This is a genomic window from Ruegeria sp. BA12, assembly GCF_056539625.1.
The window spans coordinates 244611-265842 of sequence record NZ_JBQFVF010000005.1 but is presented as its reverse complement, the minus strand read 5'-3'; the positions used below and the strand labels follow the sequence as shown (position 1 = coordinate 265842).

Here is a 21232-nt window from a genome sequence, read left to right as displayed (position 1 = left end):
AAGATTTTTCGCCGAAAAATCTAGCAAGGCCCGCCACGTGGCGGGCCTTTTTCATTGCAGGTTCCGAATGGGTCCGACCAATGCCTCCGCGATTGACCGATGTGCCGCCGGGCCAATCATGTGCTCGGCCATCGGCTGTTGTAATGTACCGAACAACATATCCTCAAGCTCATCAGATTGCCCGGACACATAAGCCGTGCCTTCGACACAATCGGCGCAGAAAGGCCGCACGGCCTTTAGCATTTCAGGAGTGACTGTGATTGGTGCCCTCTCTTCCTGACTTTCATCATTTTTTTGCGGCAGCACCTTCAGCGCCAGCAGCAGGACCGGTACCTTCAACCTTTGCAGCAGATCGCTGATTTGCCGAACCCAGTTGCGACGCAGCTCTTCTGCCACAACCTCAAAGCGGGCATCCTGACAGTCTTGCAAACGCCGCATCAAGTGGCCCACAAAATGGACATCGGTAAAGTCAACCTCGGGGTAGAGGTCGATCAGATCCTGAGTTTGTGCCAAAACCCGGTCGTTGCGCCGGGGATGGACACGGTAAAAGTGGTTTGACTGGCTCAGAACCCCGGGCGCCTGTAACACACACAGTTCGGCCCCATTCAACAGCGTGAACAGGCCTGCATCGCCGCACAGCGCCTCGACCCCGCAATACAGGCTGCCCAAATTCAGACAGCGCCGGTCCAGCCTGTCCTCTAGAATCGCTGCATAAGGACGGTCAACAAATCGCCCATAGGTCTCATCCCCGCCGACACAGGTCATATAGGCCGTGTCCAAAGACCTCTCTGGTCCCCGAAACCAAAGACGTGATTGACCGTATTGGCATACGGAGTGCCCGGCACCTGCCGAGCCTGTTTGATGATAGCTCACAACACTCACCCATTTTTCACCCGGTTGCCATCTTGCAGCCGCATGTCTTGATAAATTCCTAATGCGCGCAATTTAGACAAATTCGATGGGTCCGATCCCCTTGCCGCCCCTACCGATCTGCCGGTACTGTCCCTTCAATCCCGAGATACAGAGGCATCAGAACATGGACGTAAAATCAGTCGGAGTGATTGGCGCAGGCCAGATGGGCAATGGTATCGCCCACGTCCTGGCCCTTGCGGAATATGACGTTCTGCTGAATGACGTGAACCAGGATGCACTGGAAGCTGCCGTCGCCGCAATCGAAGGCAACATGGCGCGTCAAGCCTCGCGCGGGAAAATTACCGATGAGGCGATGCAAGCCGCCCTTAAACGCGTAAAGACGACACTGGCATTGCCGGAACTGGGGCAAACGGACCTGGTGATCGAGGCCGCCACCGAGCGAGAATCAATCAAGCAGGCGATCTTCGAGGATTTGCAGCCGCACCTGCAACCGCACACGATTCTGACGTCGAACACGTCGTCAATTTCAATCACCCGCCTGGCCAGTCGTACAGACCGGCCTGAACGGTTTATGGGGTTTCACTTTATGAACCCGGTGCCAGTGATGCAGCTGGTCGAATTGATCCGCGGGATCGCTACGGACGAAGAAACCTTCAACACTTGCAAATCCGTGGTGGATCGTCTGGGTAAAACCGCCGCCAGCGCCGAGGATTTCCCCGCCTTCATCGTGAACCGCATTCTGATGCCGATGATCAACGAGGCGGTCTATACCTTGTACGAAGGCGTGGGCAATGTGCAATCCATCGACCAATCCATGAAATTGGGCGCCAATCACCCGATGGGGCCGTTGGAATTGGCCGATTTCATTGGCTTGGACACCTGTTTGGCTATCATGAATGTGCTGCACGAAGGATTAGCCGACACAAAATACCGCCCCTGCCCGTTGCTGACCAAATATGTCGAAGCCGGATGGCTGGGCCGCAAAACCGAACGTGGGTTTTATGACTATCGGGGCGAGGTTCCGATTCCGACCCGCTAAGGCAGAGGGGGTCAGCCCCCTCACCCCCGAGGTATTTTGGCCAGATTAAGAAACGGATCAGTTTTTTTTCGTTTCGGCCAGCGACATTGTGCGTTTTCTGAGCCAAGCCATGAAGCCACGCGGGTCGCGTTCCAGCAATTGCATGTCCTCGTCCGAGATCGGATCGCCGATAACCGGTGATTGCGGTTTGTTGCACGACCGCACGATCTCATGCAGCAGAAGGCCTTGTCGCAGGATCGGGGACAGCTTGTTGGCAATCTGATAGGCGCGAGAGTTTCTGCCCGGAAAGAAGATCGGAACCACTTTGGCACCGGACCGGCGGATCATCTTGGCGGTGAACACGTTCCACTCCCGCTCTTGCGCCGGGCCGAACCAGTCGTCCGAGGACATCACCACGCCTGACGGGAACAAGGCAACGACACCACCTTCTTTCAGGTGGTCCATCGACTTGCTGCGCATTTCCAGCATCTTGGTTTGCGCCTCGGGGTCATGGGGAAATGGCACCGGGATCATGAACGATGTCGCGGCTTCGTCCAGCCCCGTCAGAACAGAACGGGTCAGGATGCGGTAATCGCTGCGCACCTGGCCAATGAGTTCAGCCAAGATCATCCCGTCAACCATACCGTGGGGGTGGTTCGCCACCACAACAACGGGACCCTCTTTAGGTATACGGGCGATTTGTTCCTGAGGGGTGGTCAGGTCGATGCCCATCGTCTTGAGCGCACCACCCCAGAACCGTTGGCCGCGATAATACTCGTTCTTCTTTTCGAACTTGTTGACCATACGCAGAATGGTCAGCTTGCCAGTACACCATTCGATGGCGCGAATGGCCGTCGACGTCCAGACGTCATCAAACGAATTCGCATAGGTCAGGGTTCTACGATCGTAGATCTCACCCTGATCTGTGGTCCCATCCACCACTGGGCCGGTCTTCGTCTCGTGCGTTGTTTCCGCCAATTCCAGGTCTTCCCGTTCTTCGTTGCGCGGCGGATGAAATCAGAAACCTTCCCCGAACTTGTCGTTCACCAGGGTTTCCAAGGCATCAGCCAACGCCTCAGCATCCGGTCCGGACGTCTCGACGTCAATAGTCGTTCCGCGCGAGGCTGCCAACATCAAAAGGCCCATTATACTATCGCCGGATGCAGAAAATCCGTCTTTGGATACTTCGGCCTGTGCGTCAAAGCCCTCGACCACCTCAACCAACTTGGCCGAGGCGCGGGCATGCAAACCTTTTTCATTAATGATTTTCAGGCTTCGATTGGTCATTCTTAATCTGTCCGGTCTTCTTCTAATGTAATGTTTTGCGCATTGATATATTTGCGTCCAGCCTCCATCGCCTGCCGTACTGAATCTGCTATGGGCAGGTGGCGGGTTTTGGCCAGTTTGATCAACATAGGCAGATTTGCACCGTAAAGGATACGGCGATCCTGTGGCGCGCAGGCCCGCAAGCTCAGGTTCGACGGGCTGCCCCCGAACAGATCAGTTACAACAACAACCCCATCCCCGACATCGACGCTGTCAGCAGCCGCACAGATTTCAGCCTGTTTTGCGGCACGGTCGTGGTCAGCCTCGATCGAAATCGCGACTAGGCCGGGCTGCTTTCCGACCACATGTTGCATGGCGGCCAGATACTCTTTGGCCAACCCACCATGTGCTACGAGTACGATCCCGATCAATCCGGCCTCACATTCAACGATCGACGTTCTATTTCGCGGTGCCTAATTGCCACTTGCTGCCCCTCCTCTGCAAGGGCCTTTGCAACCGCTTCGGCCATGGCCACCGATCTGTGTTGCCCTCCGGTACACCCAAAGGCCACGGACAGGTGTGCTTTGCCTTCGGCACGGAAGGTCGGCAACAAGAGTTTTAGCAGATCCACCACCCGGTCGAAAAAAGGTGCGTAGTTCGTGTCCGATTGTACATAGCGCGCGACATCGGGGTTTCGACCATCTTTCGCCCGCAAGTCAGGGCGCCAGTACGGATTGTCCAGAAACCGACAGTCAAACACCATATCCAACCCGCGCGGCAAACCGCGCTTGTACGAGAAAGATTCAATCGAAACAGCCAGATGCCGTCCGCCTTTGGGAGCGAACCAGCGTTCGACCTCTTCGCGCAATTGGTGGACGTTCAGCGGGCTGGAGTCGATCAATGTGTCGGCGATTTCGCGGATCGGAGCCAACAGTTCCTTTTCCTGCCGCACACCGGTTTCCGGGCTGGCATCTGTGGCCACAGGGTGCCTACGCCGGGTTTCCGAGAAACGCCGCAGCAATACCTCGTCGCTGCAATCCAGATAGAGGGTAGTCAAGTCTACCTGCTCCATCCGCCGCAGCCGGACCGCCAGCTCAATAAACCCGATGGTCGAGAAATCGCGGTTGCGTGCGTCGATGCCCAGCGCCATAGGACGATCGCTTTGCGGACCGTCCAGCAGGCGCATCAAAAGACCCATCGGCAGGTTATCGATGGCTTCAAAACCCAGATCTTCAAGAACGCGAATCGCCGTCGAGCGCCCGGCGCCCGAGGGGCCGGTTACCAGAACGATGCGCCGTTGCGAAGTCATGTGCTGGGCCATTCCGGGTCCACGCGTCCCATTTTCAAAAGTTGCATGAGTGCTGCCGCCAAATTGGGGACGCCTGCCGCCCGTAGCAAGGGAACGGATTTCTTTAGAACTAGGGTCTTATCGGGATCGGGCAAGCGGGCGGGTTCGTTTTGATCAAGATCCACCACATAGCGGATCGGCGTTGTCCCCGCCGTGTGCGCCCGAAGCAAACCAATGCCCCGTGCCTCGATCAATCCACGTAGGTTTGGAGCAGTATCAGCCATAGCCGTATCGCCCACCATCGACAGGGCAACTCGGTCGTCAGCCACCAAAGTTGCGCCATGCGCCATCATCTGCAAGGCCAGCGCCGATTTGCCCGAACCCGACTGTCCCAGAATCAATGCGCCTTGCCCGTCGACGGCGACACATGTCGCATGGAGGATGGCCTTGTCTTGATGTTGGATGTCCAAGAGGGTCTTGCCGCTCATGCGCTTATACAGGCAGCCCCACGACAAAGCGCGCGCCTTGTGGGTCTGATGTAACATCTGCCTCGGTTGGGCGGATGTTCTCGGCCCAAATCACGCCGCCATGGGCCTCGACAATCTGTTTCGAGATCGCCAGTCCAAGGCCCGAGTTATTGCCGAAATGCTCGTCGGGACGCTGTGAATAGAACCGTTTGAAGATTTTGGTCAGCGCCTGTTCCGGGATGCCCGGGCCGGTATCCTCGACCACGATCAATACCCGGTTTTCGCGACGCCGCACCCAGACGCGAATGGCATCGCTGTCTTCGCAGAAAGAAATCGCATTGGTGATCAGATTGACGAATACCTGCGCCAGCCGCGCTTCGAGCCCGTTCACGATAATCGGCTGAGACGGCAGGTCAGTGATATAGTCGATGCCTTTGGTACGGGCCTCTTCGCCCAGATATTGACCGATATTGCCCAGCAATTTCAGCAGATCAAAGGGTTGTTCCTCTTCTTTGACCAGTTCGGCATCCAGACGCGATGCGTTCGAAATATCGCTGACCAGACGATCCAGCCGCCGCACATCATGTTCGATCACGCCCAGCAACTTGTCGCGTTGGTCGTCGCGTTTGACCACGCGCAGAGTTCCCACCGCGGATTGCAGGCTGGCCAACGGGTTCTTGATCTCATGCGCCACATCGGCGGCAAACTGTTCGTTCGCATCGATACGATTATAGAGCGCTGTTACCATCCCGCGCAGGGCGCGGCTGAGGCGTCCGATTTCATCCGGCCGCGCACTGAGGTCCGGGATGCGGATACGGCCGGGATTTACTCCGGCACCGCGATCCTTGCCCATCTCGGCCGCAGCGGCCAGATCGGCCAACGGGTTGGCGATGGTCGAGGCCAAAACAAGGCTGAGACCGATGGACACCAGCAATGCCACAACAAACATCTGCAAAATGCGTTCCTGCGCGCGCCGGGCCAGCGCGTCAATCTGTCCAGCAGGACCAGCCATTGCGACGGCGCCAACCGGCTCGCCGCTTTGCAGGATCGGAGCCGCTGCAACGATGACCGTCTGACCAGCGTCATCCTTTACCGCCTCAATCTGCTTCTGCCCCTGAATCGACAATGGAATGATTTCCTGCACGCGCTGCGCCAGCGTTGGTGCTTCGTCGGGGTCGGAACGGGTGAACACCCGGGACAGCCCGGTCCACACAGCGTTCAGTGCGTCACTGATCAGAGTACTTCCGGTCTGCACTTCGGCTTCGGTTTTCAGCAATGCATAGGTCTGCGTTGAGGTCGAAACCCCGCGCGTCCAGCCGATCAGCGTTCCATCCATGTCATAGACAAAGACCTCGCCGCCGTCAGGTAGGCTAAGCCCCGCCAGTGTATCCTTAACGTCCAACGCCGCCGCATCCTGTGCAGTTCCGGATTGGTTTTGACGCAGCTGGGCTTCGAACACATTGCTGACTAGCTGCGCGTCCCCGATCAGGTTGCGCGCAGTCTGCTGGACCTGCTCTTCGCGAGAATCGTCGAGATACAGCAACCCGGTGACCAGGATCACAAGGGCAATCAGATTGAAGGTAATAATCCGACGCGCAAGGGGCGACCCGCGCAGCGAGAACATGTTGCGACGTCGGCGCGAGGCCCGGAGTTCAGCCGAATCCGGGTCTTGTGGGATGACCCAATCATCCCCCAGAACGACGTCACCGTCGCGCAACTCGTTTGCTTGTTCCGTATCGCGCACGAGACCCGGTTACCCCTTCTCAGTGGCCACACTTATTCTTCGTTGTACCTGTATCCGATACCATACAGCGTTTCGATGGCCGAAAACTCAGGGTCTGCGGTGCGCATTTTCTTGCGCAGGCGCTTGATGTGGCTATCGATGGTCCGGTCGTCGACATAGACTTGGTCATCATATGCAACATCCATCAGCTGATCACGGCTTTTGACAAAGCCCGGTCGCTGCGCCAACGCTTGAAGCAGCAAGAACTCGGTCACCGTCAACGAGACATCCGCACCCTTCCAACTGACCGCATGGCGCAACGGGTCCATCCGCAGTTCACCACGTTCCATCACCTTGGTTTCGCCGGTATTGGCGTTGGTCGCATCACCCGCCGTCGCCTCTTGTCGACGCAGCAATGCGCGGATGCGTTCGACCAGCAAACGTTGGGAAAAGGGCTTTTTTACATAGTCGTCCGCGCCCATGCGCAGGCCCAAAACCTCATCGATCTCATCATCTTTCGAGGTCAGAAAGATCACCGGCATCTGGGTTTTCTGTCGCAGCCGTTGCAACAGATCCATACCGTCCATACGCGGCATCTTTATATCCAGCACGGCCATATCGGGCAGTTTCTTGTTGAAAGCATCCAGAGCCGCCTGCCCATCATTATAGGTTTCGACTTCGAATCCTTCAGCTTCGAGCGTCATGGACACGGACGTCAGAATGTTTCTGTCGTCGTCCACCAGTGCAATCTTTGACATCGGGTTCACCCCTATTCCTGCTCACCTACGCAATAATACGCTTTTTTGTAAGTCATTGTTGGCGGTTTTGACGCGCCGAATCAATCCGTAACTGCGAATCATGCCATTCTTGCGGCAGCTATGCGGCAAAAATGCCTTGCAGCCCGCAAAATACTGCCCAGATTTCCATCAGGAAATTCTTGGTGGCGCTAAACTTGAGCTTGGTGGCGCTAACTGCGCCAAACCGTCCTGTTCATGCCCTAAACGACCGTGATAAGAGGCGCTTGACCGCCGGGTTTTTCCGGCAAATGCCCCAAGAGCGCATCCAGGCCAATCGCCAATGCGCCGCCACAGGAGAAGACACACATGACATCTGGACGGGTTAACCCGCAATTCCGCCTCGAAGATCAGGGCATCGAGGGATTGGGCAATGTCTATTACAACTTCATGGAACCGGCGCTGATTGAAGAGGCGTTGAAGCGTGGCGAGGGTACACTTGGCAACGGCGGGGCATTTCTGGTCACTACCGGCAAGTTTACCGGTCGCTCACCCAAGGACAAACATGTTGTCAAAACTGAAAGCGTCCTTGACTCTATCTGGTGGGAAAACAACGCCGAGATGAGCCCCAAAGGCTTTGACGCGCTTTATGATGATATGCTGGCTCACATGAAGGGCCGGGATTACTTCGTGCAGGACCTCGTTGGCGGAGCAGACCCAGCCTATTCGATCAACGTTCGGATGGTCACCGAGCTGGCCTGGCACAACCTGTTCATCCGCCACCTGTTGCGCCGTCCGGATCGCGAGGATTTGGATGAATTCATCGCGGATTTCACCATCATCAACTGCCCCAGCTTCCAGGCCGACCCGAAAAAGCACGGCTGCCAGTCTGAGACGGTGATTGCACTGAACTTCGATCGCAAGCTGATCCTGATCGGCGGCACGGAATACGCAGGTGAAAACAAAAAGTCCGTATTCACCCTCTTGAACTACATGCTGCCGGAAAAAGGTGTGATGCCGATGCATTGCTCGGCCAACCACGCGGTTGGCAATCCAGTCGACACCGCTGTTTTCTTTGGCCTGTCCGGCACGGGTAAGACTACCCTGTCGGCCGACCCGTCGCGTACGTTGATCGGTGACGACGAGCATGGCTGGTCGGATCGCGGCACCTTCAACTTTGAAGGCGGCTGCTATGCCAAGACCATCAATCTGAATGCCGAGGCCGAGCCGGAAATCTATGCGACAACCAGCAAATTCGGCACGGTCATCGAAAACATGGTTTTCGACCCCGAAACCAAGGAATTGGATTTCGACGACGACTCGCTGACCGCAAACATGCGCTGCGCTTATCCGCTCGAGTATATCTCGAATGCGTCCAGCAGCGCACTGGGTGGTCACCCTAAGAACATCATCATGCTGACCTGCGATGCGTTCGGCGTTCTGCCTCCGATCGCGCGGCTAACCCCGGCGCAGGCGATGTATCACTTCCTGTCGGGCTTCACATCCAAAGTGGCCGGAACCGAGCGTGGCGTCACCGAACCCCAGCCGACCTTCTCGACTTGTTTCGGCGCGCCGTTCATGCCGCGCCGTCCGGAAGTTTACGGCAACCTGCTGCGTGAAAAAATCGCTCAGCACGGCGCGACCTGCTGGCTGGTGAATACCGGCTGGACCGGCGGTGCCTACGGCGTTGGCTCGCGGATGCCGATCAGAGCCACCCGTGCGCTGCTGACTGCGGCACTGGACGGTTCGCTGCGTGATGCCGAATTCCGCAAGGACGCAAATTTCGGCTTTGACGTGCCGGTGACCGTACCCGGCGTAGCCGAGGTTCTGCTGGACCCGCGCCGCACTTGGGACGATCAAGCGGCATTCGACAAACAAGCCGAGAAACTGGTGAAGATGTTCGCCGAGAACTTTGAGCAGTACCTGCCGTTCATCGACGACGACATCAAAGCCGTTGCAATCGGGTAATTGGACAAGGGGGCGCTGACGCCCCCTTTTTCCTTGGTGGGTATCGCAAAAGAGCTCTCGCTAAAGTTGCATAATACAGACTTCACGTACAAATGCGTTGCCCGGCATGCCTGCCTGAGGTAATTTCGACGCTATTGAAATGAATAAGCCCGGCGCTTACGCACCGGGCGGAAAGTGAAAAGACCTTTGGGTGGCTCGGGCGAACTCTCACATCAGCACGATGAGCAACCTGAAAACGTGACTAGTGTAAGCTAAAGGGGATGAGTGTCAATATGAGACTTACTGATATTGTTTAAGAAATCGGTAAATCGCATTTTGTCGCCGAGCAGCGGCATCGACACGAAGAGCGACAGGTAGAATATGACAGAAATCTCAAAACTGACCGAACTGCGTAAACTGATGCAGAGCATGGAACGGACGCTGGGCCTGGAACAGCTGTCTCCGGTTGAGCGTGACATTTATTACGCCGCCGAAGAGCTGTCCAAATCCGATGACGAAGTGCGCACATTCGGCTTGATTGAACACACGCTGGTTCAAAGCGTCTCGCGCCCGACATTCTTTCGTGCGCTGAAATCTTTGGTACAGAAAGGGTATCTGTCGCAAAGCGGTACCGCCAACCGGGGCCGGTATATCGTTCATGCGCCCAAGTAATGCCTTCTTCCTGCGTACAGGTGGCTGATCAACGTGCGCAGGTGGGCTACTGACACGCTCTTTGCCTCATCGGCTTATGTCGCCGCATCGTACCTCACTTTTGAGGTCCTAATGCCGCTTCAGAACGTGTTTTTTCCGGAATACCCCAGTCGGGCCAGTCTTTTGTTTCTTCCGCACGGGGTGCGGGTTCTATCGGCGTGGCTGTTAGGTTGGCGGGCGATATTCGCCTTGTTGCCCGGCGTTTTCCTGGTTTTTGCCGTTCTCGGCGGCAGCGACGTGTTTCTGCCAAGCCGACTGATGGCGATATTCATTGCCGTCACCACCGTTCCTGCGGTGTTCTATCTATTTAAGTGGGCAGGTTGGGATCTGTTTCCCCACGCTGATCGCAAACCTTGCTGGTCATGCGTCATGGGGGTTGGGATCGTCACCTCTTTCCTTGTCTCGGGGTTGACCAATCTGGCTTTTGGCAGCGCGCGCGTCGAATATGTCGCCTTTCTGATCGGTGATATCTCAGGTCTGTTTTTCCTGATGCTGGGGCTATATTTTGCCTTTCGGCTTGCGGACAGGCGCCACTAACCGATTAGCGCACGACGAAGCAGATTCACCCCTGCGACCAGCAAAACCAGCAACGTTACCTTTCGAAACAACGCCTGATCGATTCGTGATTGCAACTGCAAGCCAGCCCACATACCAAACAGTGCCGGCAGGACCAAAGCAACCGAGAACGGTGCCGTCTCGACTCGCAAAATGCCCGACGCTATGTGCGCCAGCAACAATGCCACTGATCCCAGTCCGTATATCACGCCTTGCACGCGCATCTGCACTGCCTTCGGTGTGTTCAGTGCAGTCAGATAGGCGACGGTTGGCGGCCCCCAGATGCCGGACATCCCTCCGATAAACCCGGCAATCGCGCCTATGCCCACCTCGACACGTGCCGATGGTTTGCTCAGGGTCAACTGCATTCCCAGCACTTGAAACAGCGCGAAAACCGTAACCGGAAGGCCAATCATCAACAGAAACGTGGACGCGGGCACGGCGCTGACAACCTGGGCCCCCAACAGCAGGAACACAAAACCTACCATCAAGAAGGTACGGAACTGCTTGATCGCGGACACGGCGGCGGGCACCCCCTCGCGCAGGGCCTGAAACACGTTGGTTACCAGCGTTGGTAAGATCAACCCGGCGATCGCCAGATCGGGCGGCAAGAACATACTCAGCCCCGACACCAGAACCATCGGCATGGCAAATCCAACCATGCCCTTAACCCACCCCGCAACAAAAGCAAGGGCGGCGGCCAGCATCAAGTCATGCGGACTGAGTAAGGAAAACAATGTCATGCGCCCGTGATAACACTCTTGGCGCGCGCTGCATCGCAAAATCGACAAAGCAATTTTCGAACTTTTTCACTGCTTAATTCGCATTTTTGTTGCGCTGCACGTGCAGCATGGTATGACCAGACGACTCTAAAGAAGGACGTGATTCATGGCCCATGACGGACAGGATATGACCCATATGACGACATCCGCGATTTTGCCCGACCTTCTGACGCTGACCCGCGCGGCCCTGCCTGCCGTTGAAGCAGTTTTTGAACGCGCCCGCGAGTCGGTCCGCGGGATAGTCACCGCTGACGGCCGGGTCTCTGGCGCGTTGATTGAAGCCAATCAAACCGCCGCCCACGGCCTTTCGTGGCTGGCGACGTACAACCAATCACTACAACAGATGCAACGCTGGGCCGAAGCCCTGGATGCAGATGGCAAATTTGGCGAAATGGAACAGCTGTTGCATCAGATCGCCTTTGGTGAGTACCTGCATCAGGTCGCAGGTGGCATCCCGATGAACCAGGGTGAGGTCGTGCGTCTGCAAGATATGGGCCTTGGCTGGGACGCCCTGTCCGGTTTCCAATGCACCGAAGTCCAGACGCTGATGGCTCAGGCCAACACACAGGCCGCCCGCACACAACTGGTTGGTCTGATGGGTGATCAGGCCGGTTCCACCATGTTCGGCGCCTCGGGTCTGGATGAAGAACTGGAAATGATCCGCGACCAATTCCGCCGCTATGCACAGGAAAAGGTCGAACCGAACGCCCATGACTGGCACCTCAAGGACGAGCTGATCCCGATCGAAATCATCGAAGAACTGGCAGAAATGGGCGTCTTCGGCCTGACCATCCCCGAGGAATTCGGCGGCTTCGGCTTGTCCAAAGCCTCGATGTGCGTGGTGTCTGAGGAACTGTCGCGCGGGTACATCGGTGTGGGTTCACTGGGCACCCGGTCCGAGATCGCGGCCGAACTGATCATCGCGGGTGGCACCGACGAGCAAAAAGCCAACTGGCTGCCGAAACTGGCCAGCGCCGAAATTTTGCCGACGGCTGTATTCACGGAACCCAATACCGGTTCCGACTTGGGCAGCCTGCGCACGCGTGCCGTCAAAAACGCGGATGGTGACTATGAGATCACCGGCAACAAGACCTGGATTACCCACGCGGCCCGAACCCATGTGATGACCCTGCTGGCGCGGACCAATCCGGACACTACCGATCACCGCGGCCTGTCCATGTTCCTGGCTGAAAAAACACCCGGCACGGACGAGAACCCCTTCCCCACCCCCGGCATGACCGGCGGCGAGATCGAAGTGCTGGGCTATCGCGGCATGAAGGAATATGAGCTGGGTTTTGACGGTTTCCATGTGAAAGGTGAAAACCTTCTGGGTGGCGAAGAGGGCAAAGGCTTCAAACAGCTGATGGAAACCTTCGAGTCGGCCCGTATCCAGACCGCCGCCCGCGCCATCGGCGTGGCACAAAGTGCGCTGGATATCGCCATGCAATACGCGCAGGACCGCAAGCAATTCGGCAAATCGCTGATCAACTTCCCCCGTGTCTCGGGCAAGCTGGCGATGATGGCGGTTGAGATCATGATCGCGCGGCAACTGACCTATTTCTCGGCCTGGGAAAAGGATCACGGCCAGCGCTGCGATCTTGAGGCAGGTATGGCCAAACTGTTGGGCGCGCGTGTGGCCTGGGCGGCTGCGGACAACGGTCTGCAAATCCATGGCGGCAACGGCTTTGCGCTGGAATACAAGATCAGCCGCGTTCTGTGCGACGCACGTATTCTGAATATTTTCGAAGGGGCTGCTGAAATTCAGGCTCAGGTTATCGCAAGACGACTGCTGAGCTGACGGTTTTCGGTATTCCCGTTTCCCCAACTGACCCGGCCCTGGCGCCGGGTCTTTTTCTGTTCGGGGCAGGTTGTGATCCGCTGATGGCGAACTTCCCCTTTGATCTCAGGTACGAACCTGGTTAGAGCATCCTGCGCTCAAGAAAGAATGGCACGAAAAATGACCAGACGACTTTTCGCACTGTGTGCGGTTCTAGCGGCAATAGTCCTTGGCGGATGCGCGACCAAGCAACCGACCGTCGGCCAAAGCGATATTGACGATCTGGCGATGGCCATCCAGGCCCTTGGCCCCGAGGTCGATCCGGCCGAGGCAAACAAAGCCGCCACGATTGCCTACTCTTATTCCCAGCAATTGAAGCAGGAATGGAACGTCACCGACTCGGCCATCATCCACAACGCCAAGGTCATCAACGGCTTTCGCGAGTTTGGGCTGTGCAATGATTGGGCCCAAGCCATGACCACACGTCTGAAGCAAGAGAATTTCCGCACGCTGGACCTGCACTGGGCGACTTCCCCGCCGACGACGTTTCGGATCATCCACCACTCGGCTCTGATCAGTGCCAAGGGGGATTCGATGTATGACGGGATCATTCTTGACCCCTGGCGGGCCAGCGGCGCACTGACATGGGCGCCTGTCCGGGAAGATACCAAGTATAACTGGCGCCCTCGTCTGGAGGTCCGGGAAGAATTGATTAGCGGCGAGATCCCCTACTGACGTCGGTTCCGTCCGCTCAAAGGTTGCGCTAAGACCATCCCATGACCCGCCTGATCCTGACCCTACCCCTGCTGGCCCTTTTCCAATGCGACAAAGACGAAACCGTCGCTGCCTACGGCGCGGCTGATCAAACATGGGCGTTGCAGGAAATCGATGGACAACCCTTTGAGACCAGCGCCCTGTTGCGCTTTCCCAAGGAAGGCAAGATAGCAGGAAATGCCCCTTGCAACAGCTACAGCGGTACTCTGAACGCGCCATATCCGTGGTTTGAGATTGCAGACCTGACTGCGACCCGCGCCGCCTGTGCCGGGCTTGAGGCTGAAGGGTTCTACTTCGCAGCCCTTATGGCCATGACCCAATCCGAGGTCTCTGGTGATGTATTGATCCTGCGAAATGAAGACGGGCACGAGATGGTGTTTACAGCCGTCGAGTAAACTGATCCACAAATCGTGCCCGCGCCTCTGGCAACGGGTGGTGCCCCAGCGACGGGGCCACGCGGTGTTCCAGAAAATACCCGGTCGTTTGCAAACCCGCTGCGATCTCTGCGTCCGGCGCAGCGCCTTCTCCGCGCAGGCAAGGCGGCAGAGGTAACAGCTTATCCGCCCATTCCCCTGCCGCTTCGCCGCTGACCGCCCGGCCGGATTTGGGCGAGACATAAACAAGCCCCTCACGTGCGCCCGTCACGGCGCATACGGACAAATCAAGCCCGAACCCAAGCTCTTCCAACATGGCCAGTTCCCACCGTAGATAAGCCAGCGGCCAAATTTCATCCTGGCCCAGCAAATCCATCAGCTGTTCCGTCTGATTGTAGACGGCAGGGTGCGGCTCTCGTTCCGGCAGACAAAAGGACAACAAGGAGACAACAGCGTTTAACCCGGCCAGCGCCAAGCGCCCCGAAAACGCCGCCGCCGCGCGGGATCGCAGGGGTTCAACCTGAAACGTTCCGATATGTTCCTCAAGTCGCGCGCGCCACAGAACGTCCAACTGCGCCCCCGGTTGCAGGATCGGCGCGGTCTTGCGGCTGGCGCCCCCGCGCACAACCCCAGCATGGCGACCGTGGCCTTCGGTAAAAACCTCGATGATCGCCGCCGTTTCGCCGTGGCGGCGCGAGGTCAGAAGGATACCGTGATCACGCCAATCCAAAGTGGGCTCCTGATGGGTATAGAACTTCCCGGCCACAAGACCGCAACAACCGATCATGCGCAAGATATATGCCGGTTCCGCTGCAATTCTGTAAAAGTCCCCAGACCTTCCGACAAATGCTATGATCAACGGCACCGGCGCGCTGCTGGGGCAGGTTCATTGATTGATTTGAACGGGATACGCCCCGAGAACAGACAGGAGTACACCATGAAAACACCTTTTTTCAGCTCACCTTCCGACTACCCTGAACCCCTGAACGTTCTTGGCGACAAAATCACTGTGCTAGCACGTCTTGAACAGATCGGGGATTATGCAGTCACGCTCAATTACGGTCACGAAGGCAATGGCCCACCGCCCCACACGCACCCTTGGGATGAGACCTTTTTTGTGGTGAAAGGCGAGGTCGAATTTGTCATGGACGGGGAAACCCGAAGCGCCCCCGCCGGTACGCTGGTTCATTTCCCGGCCGGGACAGTACACAGTTTCAAGTTTGGCCCCGGGGGCGCACATCTGCTTGAGATAAGCGGCAGGGGTTCGCGCGCCATCGAGATGTTTACAGACCTAGACCGCGAAGCACCGGGCCCCGTTCAGGACGGTGCAAAAATTGCCGAGGTATTGCGCAAAACCGGGGTGGAACTGGCTGGATAAGAGTGGTTTCTTTGCGCGTCAATCGACAATTGTCTGTGAGGTATCAATACCTCCGATTTTGACGCGACAATTAGATTCAGAAGTATGCCGTGATCGCACTAGGCCAATCCTGGTCCCCCATGGCTCCAGGTTTTCGGAGGATAGTCGCAGGTCGGGTAGTCTAGAGGGAAAAAAACTGAACCAGAAGGGCAATTAGAACCTTACTCTGAATGCAAAGCCGACCAATGGTGCCGTTTCGTAATTCTGGCGACTGAGTTCCGAACCATTTGCATCGTCCAACGTCAAACGGCCATCCAACTCAGCCCCTGCAAAGACATTCAACGAAACGCCAGGATTGGGACTGTAACCTAATGCCAGCACAACAGGGATGCTTTTGTCTTCACCCACCCCATCCGGAGCCAAGCCATCTCCATCCAATCGAAACCGTATTCTCTCGGAGCGAGCCGAAAGCGACAGGTTCATTTCGTTATTTAGCGCGTAGCTGAGCGTGAGTCCTGGACCTTGCGTAGCACCAATCCCTGAGCCTGTGTTCAAGTTCCAGCGGTCGTTTATATCCCAATCCACCAACAAGGCTGGGAAGAAATCGATATCGTCATCCTCCAACTGCGAAAACACGCCAAATGCAGGGCCGATGGTAAGACGCTCACTTAGCTTCCATGCAATACCCGCAAAAGCTCCATAGGTACGTCCGTCCGAGGCAGTAACGCCGCTTTGATAGTCCCATCTGATCTGTGGCGATATAAAGGCGGTGGCTGTATTTCCAACTCGAAACCGCACTGGCAAGGAAACGCGAATGTCTCGGATATCTTCCCAAGGCTGGTTATTTGCTTCGCTAAAGTTGTAATCGAACCTACCGAAGCTAGCCGACACCCCAACGGAGTTCCCTCCGTCCATGCTATAAAGCGCGGTGGTTCGCACAAAAGCACGGCTTGCCGAGAACTCTCCACCTCCACTCAAACTCGCATCGCCCTGAAAAGCAGCAAGCCCGTCAAGTTGATAGATCCAACCCAATCTGGGCTGCGCCGCTGCGGAAGTCGCTGTGCAAACCAAGAGCAAAAAGGGAAGACGGCAGGCTAACAAGAAGGTTTTCATAAATTCCAAACTCTTAGGAAGGGGGCACAATTCCAGATAGTATTTCAGTGTGCAGGGTGTAACCCAAAATAGAAATAGATTGTTAGACTTTGTCCGCCAGACCAAGCTGCAGTTAATCCAGCCCTTCTTCTCCAAGAAGATGCCGCCCCTGCTGGTCTTCTACCTCAATCACCCAAAGGTCTGGGTCAAAGCTGCGCTGGCGTCGGATGGCTTCATCCACATCCATTTCCGCACCGCTGGAGAGTTCAACCCATTTGCGCTCGCCGCTCATCAGATCAAAGCTGCGTTGGAAGGCCACGGCCCGCCCGTCCAGTGTGTTCAGCTTGACCAGCACCGCGCCAGCCGTATCGTCCCCGTGGGCCACTACGTAGGCCGGGATGTCCTGAAACCGCAGCCTTGCCAGATAGGCGTGGACCCAGAAATCAGCCGTCAGACGCGTCATGCGTTGCCGTCTTTGAAATCCAGACCCATTTCCGAATATCGCTCGGATTCTTCCAGCCAGTTCGGGCGCACCTTGACCTGCAGGAACAGATGAACCTTGCGGTCGAGGAACTCTTCCAACTCGGCCCGCGCTGCCTGGCTGACGGCCTTGATGGTCTCGCCGCGTTTGCCCAGAACAATACCTTTGTGACCGTCGCGCGTGACATAGATGACCTGATCGATCTTGGCGGACCCGTCCTTGCGTTCCTCCCAGTTCTCGGTCTCGACGGTCAACTGGTAGGGCAGTTCCTGATGCAGGCGCAGGGTCAGTTTCTCGCGCGTCATCTCGGCGGCGATCATGCGCATCGGAAGATCGGCAATCTGATCTTCGGGATACAGCCACGGCCCTTCGGGCAGTTCTGCGGCCAGCCACTTACGCAGATCGTCCACACCATAGCCGCGCTCGGCCGAGATCATGAAAGTTTCGGCAAAAGGATAGCGCGCGTTCAGATCGCTGGTCAGCGCCAGCAGTTTCTCGGACGGAACCTTGTCAATCTTGTTGATGGCCAGCGCGATGGTACGGCCCTGCCCGATCTCTTCCAAACCTTCCAGGATGCGTTCGACCCCTTCGGTGATGCCGCGATGCGCCTCGACCATCAGCACGACGACATCGGCGTCGGCGGCGCCACCCCATGCGGCGGCGACCATGGCGCGATCCAGACGACGTCGGGGTTTAAACAGGCCGGGCGTGTCAACGAAAACCAGTTGCGCATCCCCTTCCATCGCCACACCACGAATGCGGGCGCGGGTGGTTTGCACCTTATGCGTCACGATCGAGACCTTAGCCCCGACCATGCGGTTCAGAAGGGTGGATTTGCCTGCGTTGGGCTCTCCGATCAGGGCGATAAATCCGGCGCGTGTGGTCATGTGTGTTGCGATCCTGTTTGCAAGTGCGCACCCCTATAGCAGAAAGCCCCCGCGGGCCAGAGGCATTTGTCGCATTGCGGCCATGCGGTCGGGATGGCATCACCGGATCACGCCACGCCAATAACAGCCAGGCAATCCTTCTTTTCATGAGGCTGAAATGAACCGTCGCGAGTTTCTTTTAGGCAGTGGTGCCACCGCCGGGGCGTTAGGACTGGGATGCATAGGTTTAGCGGCAGGTGCGCAAGAGCTGGTCGTCCAACCCGCCAGCTTTGCCCTGCGCGATCAGGTCACCACCGGTATGGTCAGCCTGTCGCCCGACGCGCCGCCTCCGGTTTTACATGGCAAACAGGGTGAGGTGATGCGCCTGCCGGTGCGCAATACCCTGCCTGATTATACGGCGATGCATTGGCACGGGCTGCGTATTCCGAATGACATGGACGGGGTGCCTTATCTGACCCAAATGCCGATTGGACCGGGTGAGGTGTTTGACTATGAATTCACGCCTCCGGATGCGGGCACCTATTGGTATCACCCTCATTGCATGACGATGGAACAGATGGCCCATGGTCTGACCGGAGTGCTGGTGATCGCCGAGGCCGAAGATCCCGGTTTTGACAGCGAGCAGGTGATCAACCTGCGTGATTTCCGCCTGAATGATGACGGGTCGTTCCTGACTGCCTACACTGCGCGCGGGGCCGCAAGGGCAGGAACCTTTGGTAATGTGCAAACGGCGAACTGGCTGGATGGGCCGGTTTATGATCACGTCGCAGGCAGCCTTGTGCGTTTGCGCGTGGTAAACACGGACACAACCCGCATCTACAAGGTGCATCTGAACGGTGCCGAGGCCCGAATTATCGCATGGGACGGTCACCCGGTCGAAGTTGACCTTCCATTGCCCATTGCCGATGACCCCTTGCTGATTGGACCCGGACAGCGTGTGGATTTTGCTTTGAAAATGCCACTAGGCGAGGGTCAGACTGTCGATCTAATGGCCAAGTTTCCTGGACAGCCGCATCGTTCCATGACCCGCTTGCGTGCAGTGGGTGCGCCCGTCTCGCGCGATCTGCGCGAGCTACGCCCCCTACCCGTGAACCCCACAACAAAACCGGATCTGGCGAATGCCGAATTGCACGAATTTGTCTTTGGCTGGACACCCGAAGGAGGCGAACCGACCAATGGGTTTTGTGGCTCTCTGGGGTATAACTTCTGGTCGATCAACCGAAGGCCTTGGCCGGGGGATGCGGCGAAAGGGGTTGGTCCGTTGGCCACGCTGCAACGAGGTAAAAGTTATGTTTTGCGATTGCGTAACGAGTCACCGAACCTGCATCCGATCCACCTGCATGGGTTGGCTTTTGTACCGATAAAATCGAACCTTCGCCCGTTACCACCATTGCTGACCGACACGATGTTGCTGTTGAAAGATGAGGTGGTCGAGATCGCGTTGGTCGCCGACAACCCGGGCGACTGGGCGTTTCATTGCCACGTGATCGAACATCAAAAAACCGGGCTAACCGGATATATTCGGGTGGATTGAGGTTCAGTTTGACCACACCAATACGGGCGAAAGGGGGCTTGCCCCCTGCCCAAGACCGCAATCTACTTAGGTAGGTTTTCCAACAGCGATTTGGCTGCGGCCTGTTCTGCCTGACGTTTTGAACCTGCGGTTGCCTGAGCCTCGGTGCCGTCTTGCAGTCGAGCGGCAATCGTGAAGACGGGGGCGTGATCCGGGCCGCTGCGCTTGATCTCGACATAAGACGGCGGCTTTTGGCCCCGCGCCTGCGCCCATTCCTGCAACGAGGTTTTGGCGTCCCGCGCATCAGCTTCGACCGTGTGGATACGATCGCCCCAAAGCGCCAGAATTACATCCCGCGCCGCTTCGAACCCGGCATCGCGATAGATCGCGGCAATGACCGCCTCCATCGCGTCGCCCAGCAGGGCCTGTTTACGACGGCCGCCAGACATCATTTCAGACCGGCCCAGTTTCAACACCGCGCCCAGATCGATCTGACGGGCCACGTCAGCGCACGCCTCCTTGCGGACCAGCGCATTGAAGCGGGGGGCAAGTTGGCCTTCGGATGCCTTCTTGTCGGCCTCAAGCAGAGCCGTCGCCATGACCAAGCCCAGAACGCGGTCGCCCAGGAACTCCAGCCGCTGGTTATCAGGCCGGGTCGCCGAAGAGACCGATCCATGAGTCAACGCGCGCACCAGCAGTTCGGGGTCTGCGAACTCATACCCCAATCGCTGCTCAAACGCTTTTATCTCGGCGGAAAGCTTCAATTGATCGCCTTGAAGAAGCGGTCACCACGCCAGGTCCAGAAGAACAGCATCGACCGACCCGCGGACGAGAACATGATCCGATCAGCACGACCAATCAGGTTTTCATAAGGAACATACCCCACGCCTCCGGCGGACTGTGGCAAGCGGCTGTCGCTGGAATTGTCGCGGTTGTCACCCATGAAGAAATAGTGGCCTTCGGGCACAGTATAAATGCCGGTATTGTCCGAACCCTGATCGGTGATGTTCAGCACGTCGTAAGAGACCCCGTTGGGCAAGGTTTCGATCAGACGGCTCTTTTCGCAGACACCGCCAATGCCGACAGGCCCGTTCTCGCAGCGCGGGCGCAGGCCTTGCGGGCCTTGAGGTTCGGCGGTTTCGGTAAAGACGCCGTCGGGTTGTTGCGGCACTGGTGTACCGTTCAAGATGATCTGCCCCTCACGGACCTGAACGCGATCCCCCGGCAGGCCGATCAGCCGCTTGATATAGTCGCGCCCGGTGACGGGATGACGGAAAACGATGACGTCGCCGCGCTCGGGCTCACCACCCCAAATGCGCGTGTTGTCACCTTTCATCCAACCGCAAATATCTTCCGCATCGACGTTCAAGCCGACGCTGGGAATAATCAGGCTTGGGCACGAGGCATAAGAATAGCCATAGGCCATTTTATTGACGAACAGGAAGTCCCCGATCAGCAACGTCTGTTTCATCGAGCCGGAGGGAATCCAGAACGGCTGAAAGAACAGGGTACGGAAAACACCCGCGATCAATAGGGCATAGACGATGGTTTTGATCGTCTCCCACACGGGATTTCCGGTTTTGACGTCCTCGGCCATACTGCTCTCCGGTCCT

General features: G+C 57.1%; 24 protein-coding genes. 9 read left to right on the top strand and 15 right to left on the bottom strand.

All coding sequences use genetic code 11. The features are described 5' to 3' along the window. Nucleotides 1-51: 51 nt before the first annotated feature. Entirely contained in the window at nt 52-873 is an 822-nt protein-coding gene (locus ACR0B0_RS12555; protein ID WP_480648026.1) for a DUF6473 family protein, read from the bottom strand. A gap of 163 nt (nt 874-1036) precedes the next feature. Here ACR0B0_RS12555 and ACR0B0_RS12550 point away from each other — a divergent pair, with 163 nt between their 5' ends. Next, nucleotides 1037-1912, top strand: coding sequence for a 3-hydroxybutyryl-CoA dehydrogenase (locus ACR0B0_RS12550; RefSeq protein ID WP_170350396.1), 876 nt, complete (start codon nt 1037-1039; stop codon nt 1910-1912). A 57-nt stretch (nt 1913-1969) separates the two neighbouring features. Here the strand turns inward: ACR0B0_RS12550 and ACR0B0_RS12545 are convergent, their stop codons facing one another. From ACR0B0_RS12545 to ACR0B0_RS12515, 7 genes are read right to left on the bottom strand one after another with little or no spacing between them, the layout of a single operon-like run. Next, nucleotides 1970-2869, bottom strand: coding sequence for a lysophospholipid acyltransferase family protein (locus tag ACR0B0_RS12545; protein ID WP_170578275.1), 900 nt, complete (start codon nt 2867-2869; stop codon nt 1970-1972). Between the two features lie 39 nt (nt 2870-2908). Beyond that, on the bottom strand, nt 2909-3178 hold the full coding sequence (locus tag ACR0B0_RS12540; protein WP_170328297.1) for an HPr family phosphocarrier protein: 270 nt from the start codon (nt 3176-3178) through the stop codon (nt 2909-2911). A 2-nt stretch (nt 3179-3180) separates the two neighbouring features. After that, nucleotides 3181-3588 (bottom strand): PTS sugar transporter subunit IIA, encoded by a 408-nt coding sequence (locus ACR0B0_RS12535; RefSeq protein ID WP_170350392.1) that lies wholly within the window; start codon nt 3586-3588, stop codon nt 3181-3183. After that, nucleotides 3585-4478 (bottom strand): RNase adapter RapZ, encoded by an 894-nt coding sequence (gene rapZ, locus ACR0B0_RS12530; protein ID WP_254428536.1) that lies wholly within the window; start codon nt 4476-4478, stop codon nt 3585-3587. Before rapZ ends, ACR0B0_RS12535 begins: the two co-directional genes overlap by 4 nt. Then, the gene (locus ACR0B0_RS12525) at nt 4463-4933 is read right to left on the bottom strand and encodes an HPr kinase/phosphorylase (protein WP_425081472.1); all 471 of its coding nucleotides are present in this window, start codon (nt 4931-4933) and stop codon (nt 4463-4465) included. The genes rapZ and ACR0B0_RS12525 overlap by 16 nt, the downstream gene beginning before the upstream one ends. A gap of 4 nt (nt 4934-4937) precedes the next feature. Beyond that, a complete protein-coding gene (locus ACR0B0_RS12520) occupies nt 4938-6656 on the bottom strand; it encodes an ATP-binding protein (protein ID WP_480648024.1) in 1719 nt (572 codons plus the stop codon). Nucleotides 6657-6688: 32 nt separating this feature from the next. Next, the gene (locus ACR0B0_RS12515; RefSeq protein WP_170350387.1) at nt 6689-7393 is read right to left on the bottom strand and encodes a response regulator transcription factor; all 705 of its coding nucleotides are present in this window, start codon (nt 7391-7393) and stop codon (nt 6689-6691) included. 345 nt (nt 7394-7738) lie between these two features. Here ACR0B0_RS12515 and ACR0B0_RS12510 point away from each other — a divergent pair, with 345 nt between their 5' ends. From ACR0B0_RS12510 to ACR0B0_RS12500, 3 genes are all read left to right on the top strand, one after another. Continuing rightward, nucleotides 7739-9337: a phosphoenolpyruvate carboxykinase gene (locus ACR0B0_RS12510; protein WP_170350385.1), complete on the top strand. Its 1599-nt coding sequence runs from the start codon at nt 7739-7741 to the stop codon at nt 9335-9337. Nucleotides 9338-9697: 360 nt separating this feature from the next. Next, the gene (locus ACR0B0_RS12505; RefSeq protein WP_170350384.1) at nt 9698-9988 is read left to right on the top strand and encodes a hypothetical protein; all 291 of its coding nucleotides are present in this window, start codon (nt 9698-9700) and stop codon (nt 9986-9988) included. Between the two features lie 111 nt (nt 9989-10099). Continuing rightward, nucleotides 10100-10564 (top strand): hypothetical protein, encoded by a 465-nt coding sequence (locus ACR0B0_RS12500; protein WP_480648022.1) that lies wholly within the window; start codon nt 10100-10102, stop codon nt 10562-10564. On the opposite strand, the gene ACR0B0_RS12495 is transcribed toward ACR0B0_RS12500, so the two are convergent. Continuing rightward, nucleotides 10561-11325 (bottom strand): sulfite exporter TauE/SafE family protein, encoded by a 765-nt coding sequence (locus ACR0B0_RS12495; RefSeq protein WP_170377528.1) that lies wholly within the window; start codon nt 11323-11325, stop codon nt 10561-10563. The two genes, ACR0B0_RS12500 and ACR0B0_RS12495, sit on opposite strands and share 4 nt — an antisense overlap. A gap of 145 nt (nt 11326-11470) precedes the next feature. Here ACR0B0_RS12495 and ACR0B0_RS12490 point away from each other — a divergent pair, with 145 nt between their 5' ends. The 3 genes from ACR0B0_RS12490 to ACR0B0_RS12480 all read left to right on the top strand — a co-directional run bounded on the left by ACR0B0_RS12490 (nt 11471) and on the right by ACR0B0_RS12480 (nt 14310). Continuing rightward, entirely contained in the window at nt 11471-13162 is a 1692-nt protein-coding gene (locus ACR0B0_RS12490) for an acyl-CoA dehydrogenase family protein (protein WP_170377526.1), read from the top strand. A 159-nt stretch (nt 13163-13321) separates the two neighbouring features. Next, nucleotides 13322-13876 (top strand): hypothetical protein, encoded by a 555-nt coding sequence (locus ACR0B0_RS12485; RefSeq protein WP_480648020.1) that lies wholly within the window; start codon nt 13322-13324, stop codon nt 13874-13876. Between the two features lie 41 nt (nt 13877-13917). After that, complete coding sequence (locus tag ACR0B0_RS12480; RefSeq protein WP_480648018.1) at nt 13918-14310, top strand: META domain-containing protein; 393 nt, start codon at nt 13918-13920, stop codon at nt 14308-14310. On the opposite strand, the gene recO is transcribed toward ACR0B0_RS12480, so the two are convergent. Further along, complete coding sequence (gene recO, locus ACR0B0_RS12475; RefSeq protein ID WP_170411319.1) at nt 14294-15019, bottom strand: DNA repair protein RecO; 726 nt, start codon at nt 15017-15019, stop codon at nt 14294-14296. The two genes, ACR0B0_RS12480 and recO, sit on opposite strands and share 17 nt — an antisense overlap. Nucleotides 15020-15226: 207 nt before the next feature. Between recO and ACR0B0_RS12470 the strand changes: the two genes are divergently transcribed. After that, complete coding sequence (locus ACR0B0_RS12470) at nt 15227-15667, top strand: cupin domain-containing protein (protein ID WP_480648016.1); 441 nt, start codon at nt 15227-15229, stop codon at nt 15665-15667. 192 nt (nt 15668-15859) lie between these two features. Here ACR0B0_RS12470 and ACR0B0_RS12465 read toward each other — a convergent pair whose 3' ends face one another. From ACR0B0_RS12465 to era, 3 genes are all read right to left on the bottom strand, one after another. Further along, entirely contained in the window at nt 15860-16759 is a 900-nt protein-coding gene (locus ACR0B0_RS12465) for a hypothetical protein (protein WP_480648014.1), read from the bottom strand. Nucleotides 16760-16871: 112 nt separating this feature from the next. Beyond that, nucleotides 16872-17201 carry a DUF1491 family protein gene (locus ACR0B0_RS12460; RefSeq protein ID WP_480648012.1) on the bottom strand — a complete coding sequence of 110 codons (330 nt, stop codon included), beginning with the start codon at nt 17199-17201 and terminating at the stop codon, nt 16872-16874. Continuing rightward, entirely contained in the window at nt 17198-18106 is a 909-nt protein-coding gene (gene era / locus ACR0B0_RS12455; protein WP_480648010.1) for a GTPase Era, read from the bottom strand. The genes ACR0B0_RS12460 and era overlap by 4 nt, the downstream gene beginning before the upstream one ends. A gap of 157 nt (nt 18107-18263) precedes the next feature. Here era and ACR0B0_RS12450 point away from each other — a divergent pair, with 157 nt between their 5' ends. Further along, nucleotides 18264-19640, top strand: coding sequence for a multicopper oxidase domain-containing protein (locus ACR0B0_RS12450; protein ID WP_480648008.1), 1377 nt, complete (start codon nt 18264-18266; stop codon nt 19638-19640). 62 nt (nt 19641-19702) lie between these two features. Here the strand turns inward: ACR0B0_RS12450 and rnc are convergent, their stop codons facing one another. Beyond that, nucleotides 19703-20383, bottom strand: coding sequence for a ribonuclease III (gene rnc / locus ACR0B0_RS12445; RefSeq protein ID WP_170350372.1), 681 nt, complete (start codon nt 20381-20383; stop codon nt 19703-19705). Beyond that, complete coding sequence (gene lepB, locus ACR0B0_RS12440; protein ID WP_170350371.1) at nt 20380-21216, bottom strand: signal peptidase I; 837 nt, start codon at nt 21214-21216, stop codon at nt 20380-20382. Before lepB ends, rnc begins: the two co-directional genes overlap by 4 nt. Nucleotides 21217-21232 lie beyond the last annotated feature (16 nt).

Excerpts from the sequence above, each read along its gene's own strand:
- ACR0B0_RS12550 (WP_170350396.1), top strand. The coding sequence starts at position 1,037 with ATGGACGTAAAATCAGTCGGAGTGATTGGCGCAGGCCAGATGGGCAAT.
- ACR0B0_RS12540 (WP_170328297.1), bottom strand. The coding sequence starts at position 3,178 with ATGACCAATCGAAGCCTGAAAATCATTAATGAAAAAGGTTTGCATGCC.
- rapZ (WP_254428536.1), bottom strand. The coding sequence starts at position 4,478 with ATGGCCCAGCACATGACTTCGCAACGGCGCATCGTTCTGGTAACCGGC.
- ACR0B0_RS12525 (WP_425081472.1), bottom strand. The coding sequence starts at position 4,933 with ATGAGCGGCAAGACCCTCTTGGACATCCAACATCAAGACAAGGCCATC.
- ACR0B0_RS12515 (WP_170350387.1), bottom strand. The coding sequence starts at position 7,393 with ATGTCAAAGATTGCACTGGTGGACGACGACAGAAACATTCTGACGTCC.
- ACR0B0_RS12510 (WP_170350385.1), top strand. The coding sequence starts at position 7,739 with ATGACATCTGGACGGGTTAACCCGCAATTCCGCCTCGAAGATCAGGGC.
- ACR0B0_RS12505 (WP_170350384.1), top strand. The coding sequence starts at position 9,698 with ATGACAGAAATCTCAAAACTGACCGAACTGCGTAAACTGATGCAGAGC.
- ACR0B0_RS12500 (WP_480648022.1), top strand. The coding sequence starts at position 10,100 with ATGCCGCTTCAGAACGTGTTTTTTCCGGAATACCCCAGTCGGGCCAGT.
- ACR0B0_RS12495 (WP_170377528.1), bottom strand. The coding sequence starts at position 11,325 with ATGACATTGTTTTCCTTACTCAGTCCGCATGACTTGATGCTGGCCGCC.
- ACR0B0_RS12490 (WP_170377526.1), top strand. The coding sequence starts at position 11,471 with ATGGCCCATGACGGACAGGATATGACCCATATGACGACATCCGCGATT.
- ACR0B0_RS12485 (WP_480648020.1), top strand. The coding sequence starts at position 13,322 with ATGACCAGACGACTTTTCGCACTGTGTGCGGTTCTAGCGGCAATAGTC.
- ACR0B0_RS12480 (WP_480648018.1), top strand. The coding sequence starts at position 13,918 with ATGACCCGCCTGATCCTGACCCTACCCCTGCTGGCCCTTTTCCAATGC.
- ACR0B0_RS12470 (WP_480648016.1), top strand. The coding sequence starts at position 15,227 with ATGAAAACACCTTTTTTCAGCTCACCTTCCGACTACCCTGAACCCCTG.
- ACR0B0_RS12465 (WP_480648014.1), bottom strand. The coding sequence starts at position 16,759 with ATGAAAACCTTCTTGTTAGCCTGCCGTCTTCCCTTTTTGCTCTTGGTT.
- ACR0B0_RS12460 (WP_480648012.1), bottom strand. The coding sequence starts at position 17,201 with ATGACGCGTCTGACGGCTGATTTCTGGGTCCACGCCTATCTGGCAAGG.
- era (WP_480648010.1), bottom strand. The coding sequence starts at position 18,106 with ATGACCACACGCGCCGGATTTATCGCCCTGATCGGAGAGCCCAACGCA.
- ACR0B0_RS12450 (WP_480648008.1), top strand. The coding sequence starts at position 18,264 with ATGAACCGTCGCGAGTTTCTTTTAGGCAGTGGTGCCACCGCCGGGGCG.
- lepB (WP_170350371.1), bottom strand. The coding sequence starts at position 21,216 with ATGGCCGAGGACGTCAAAACCGGAAATCCCGTGTGGGAGACGATCAAA.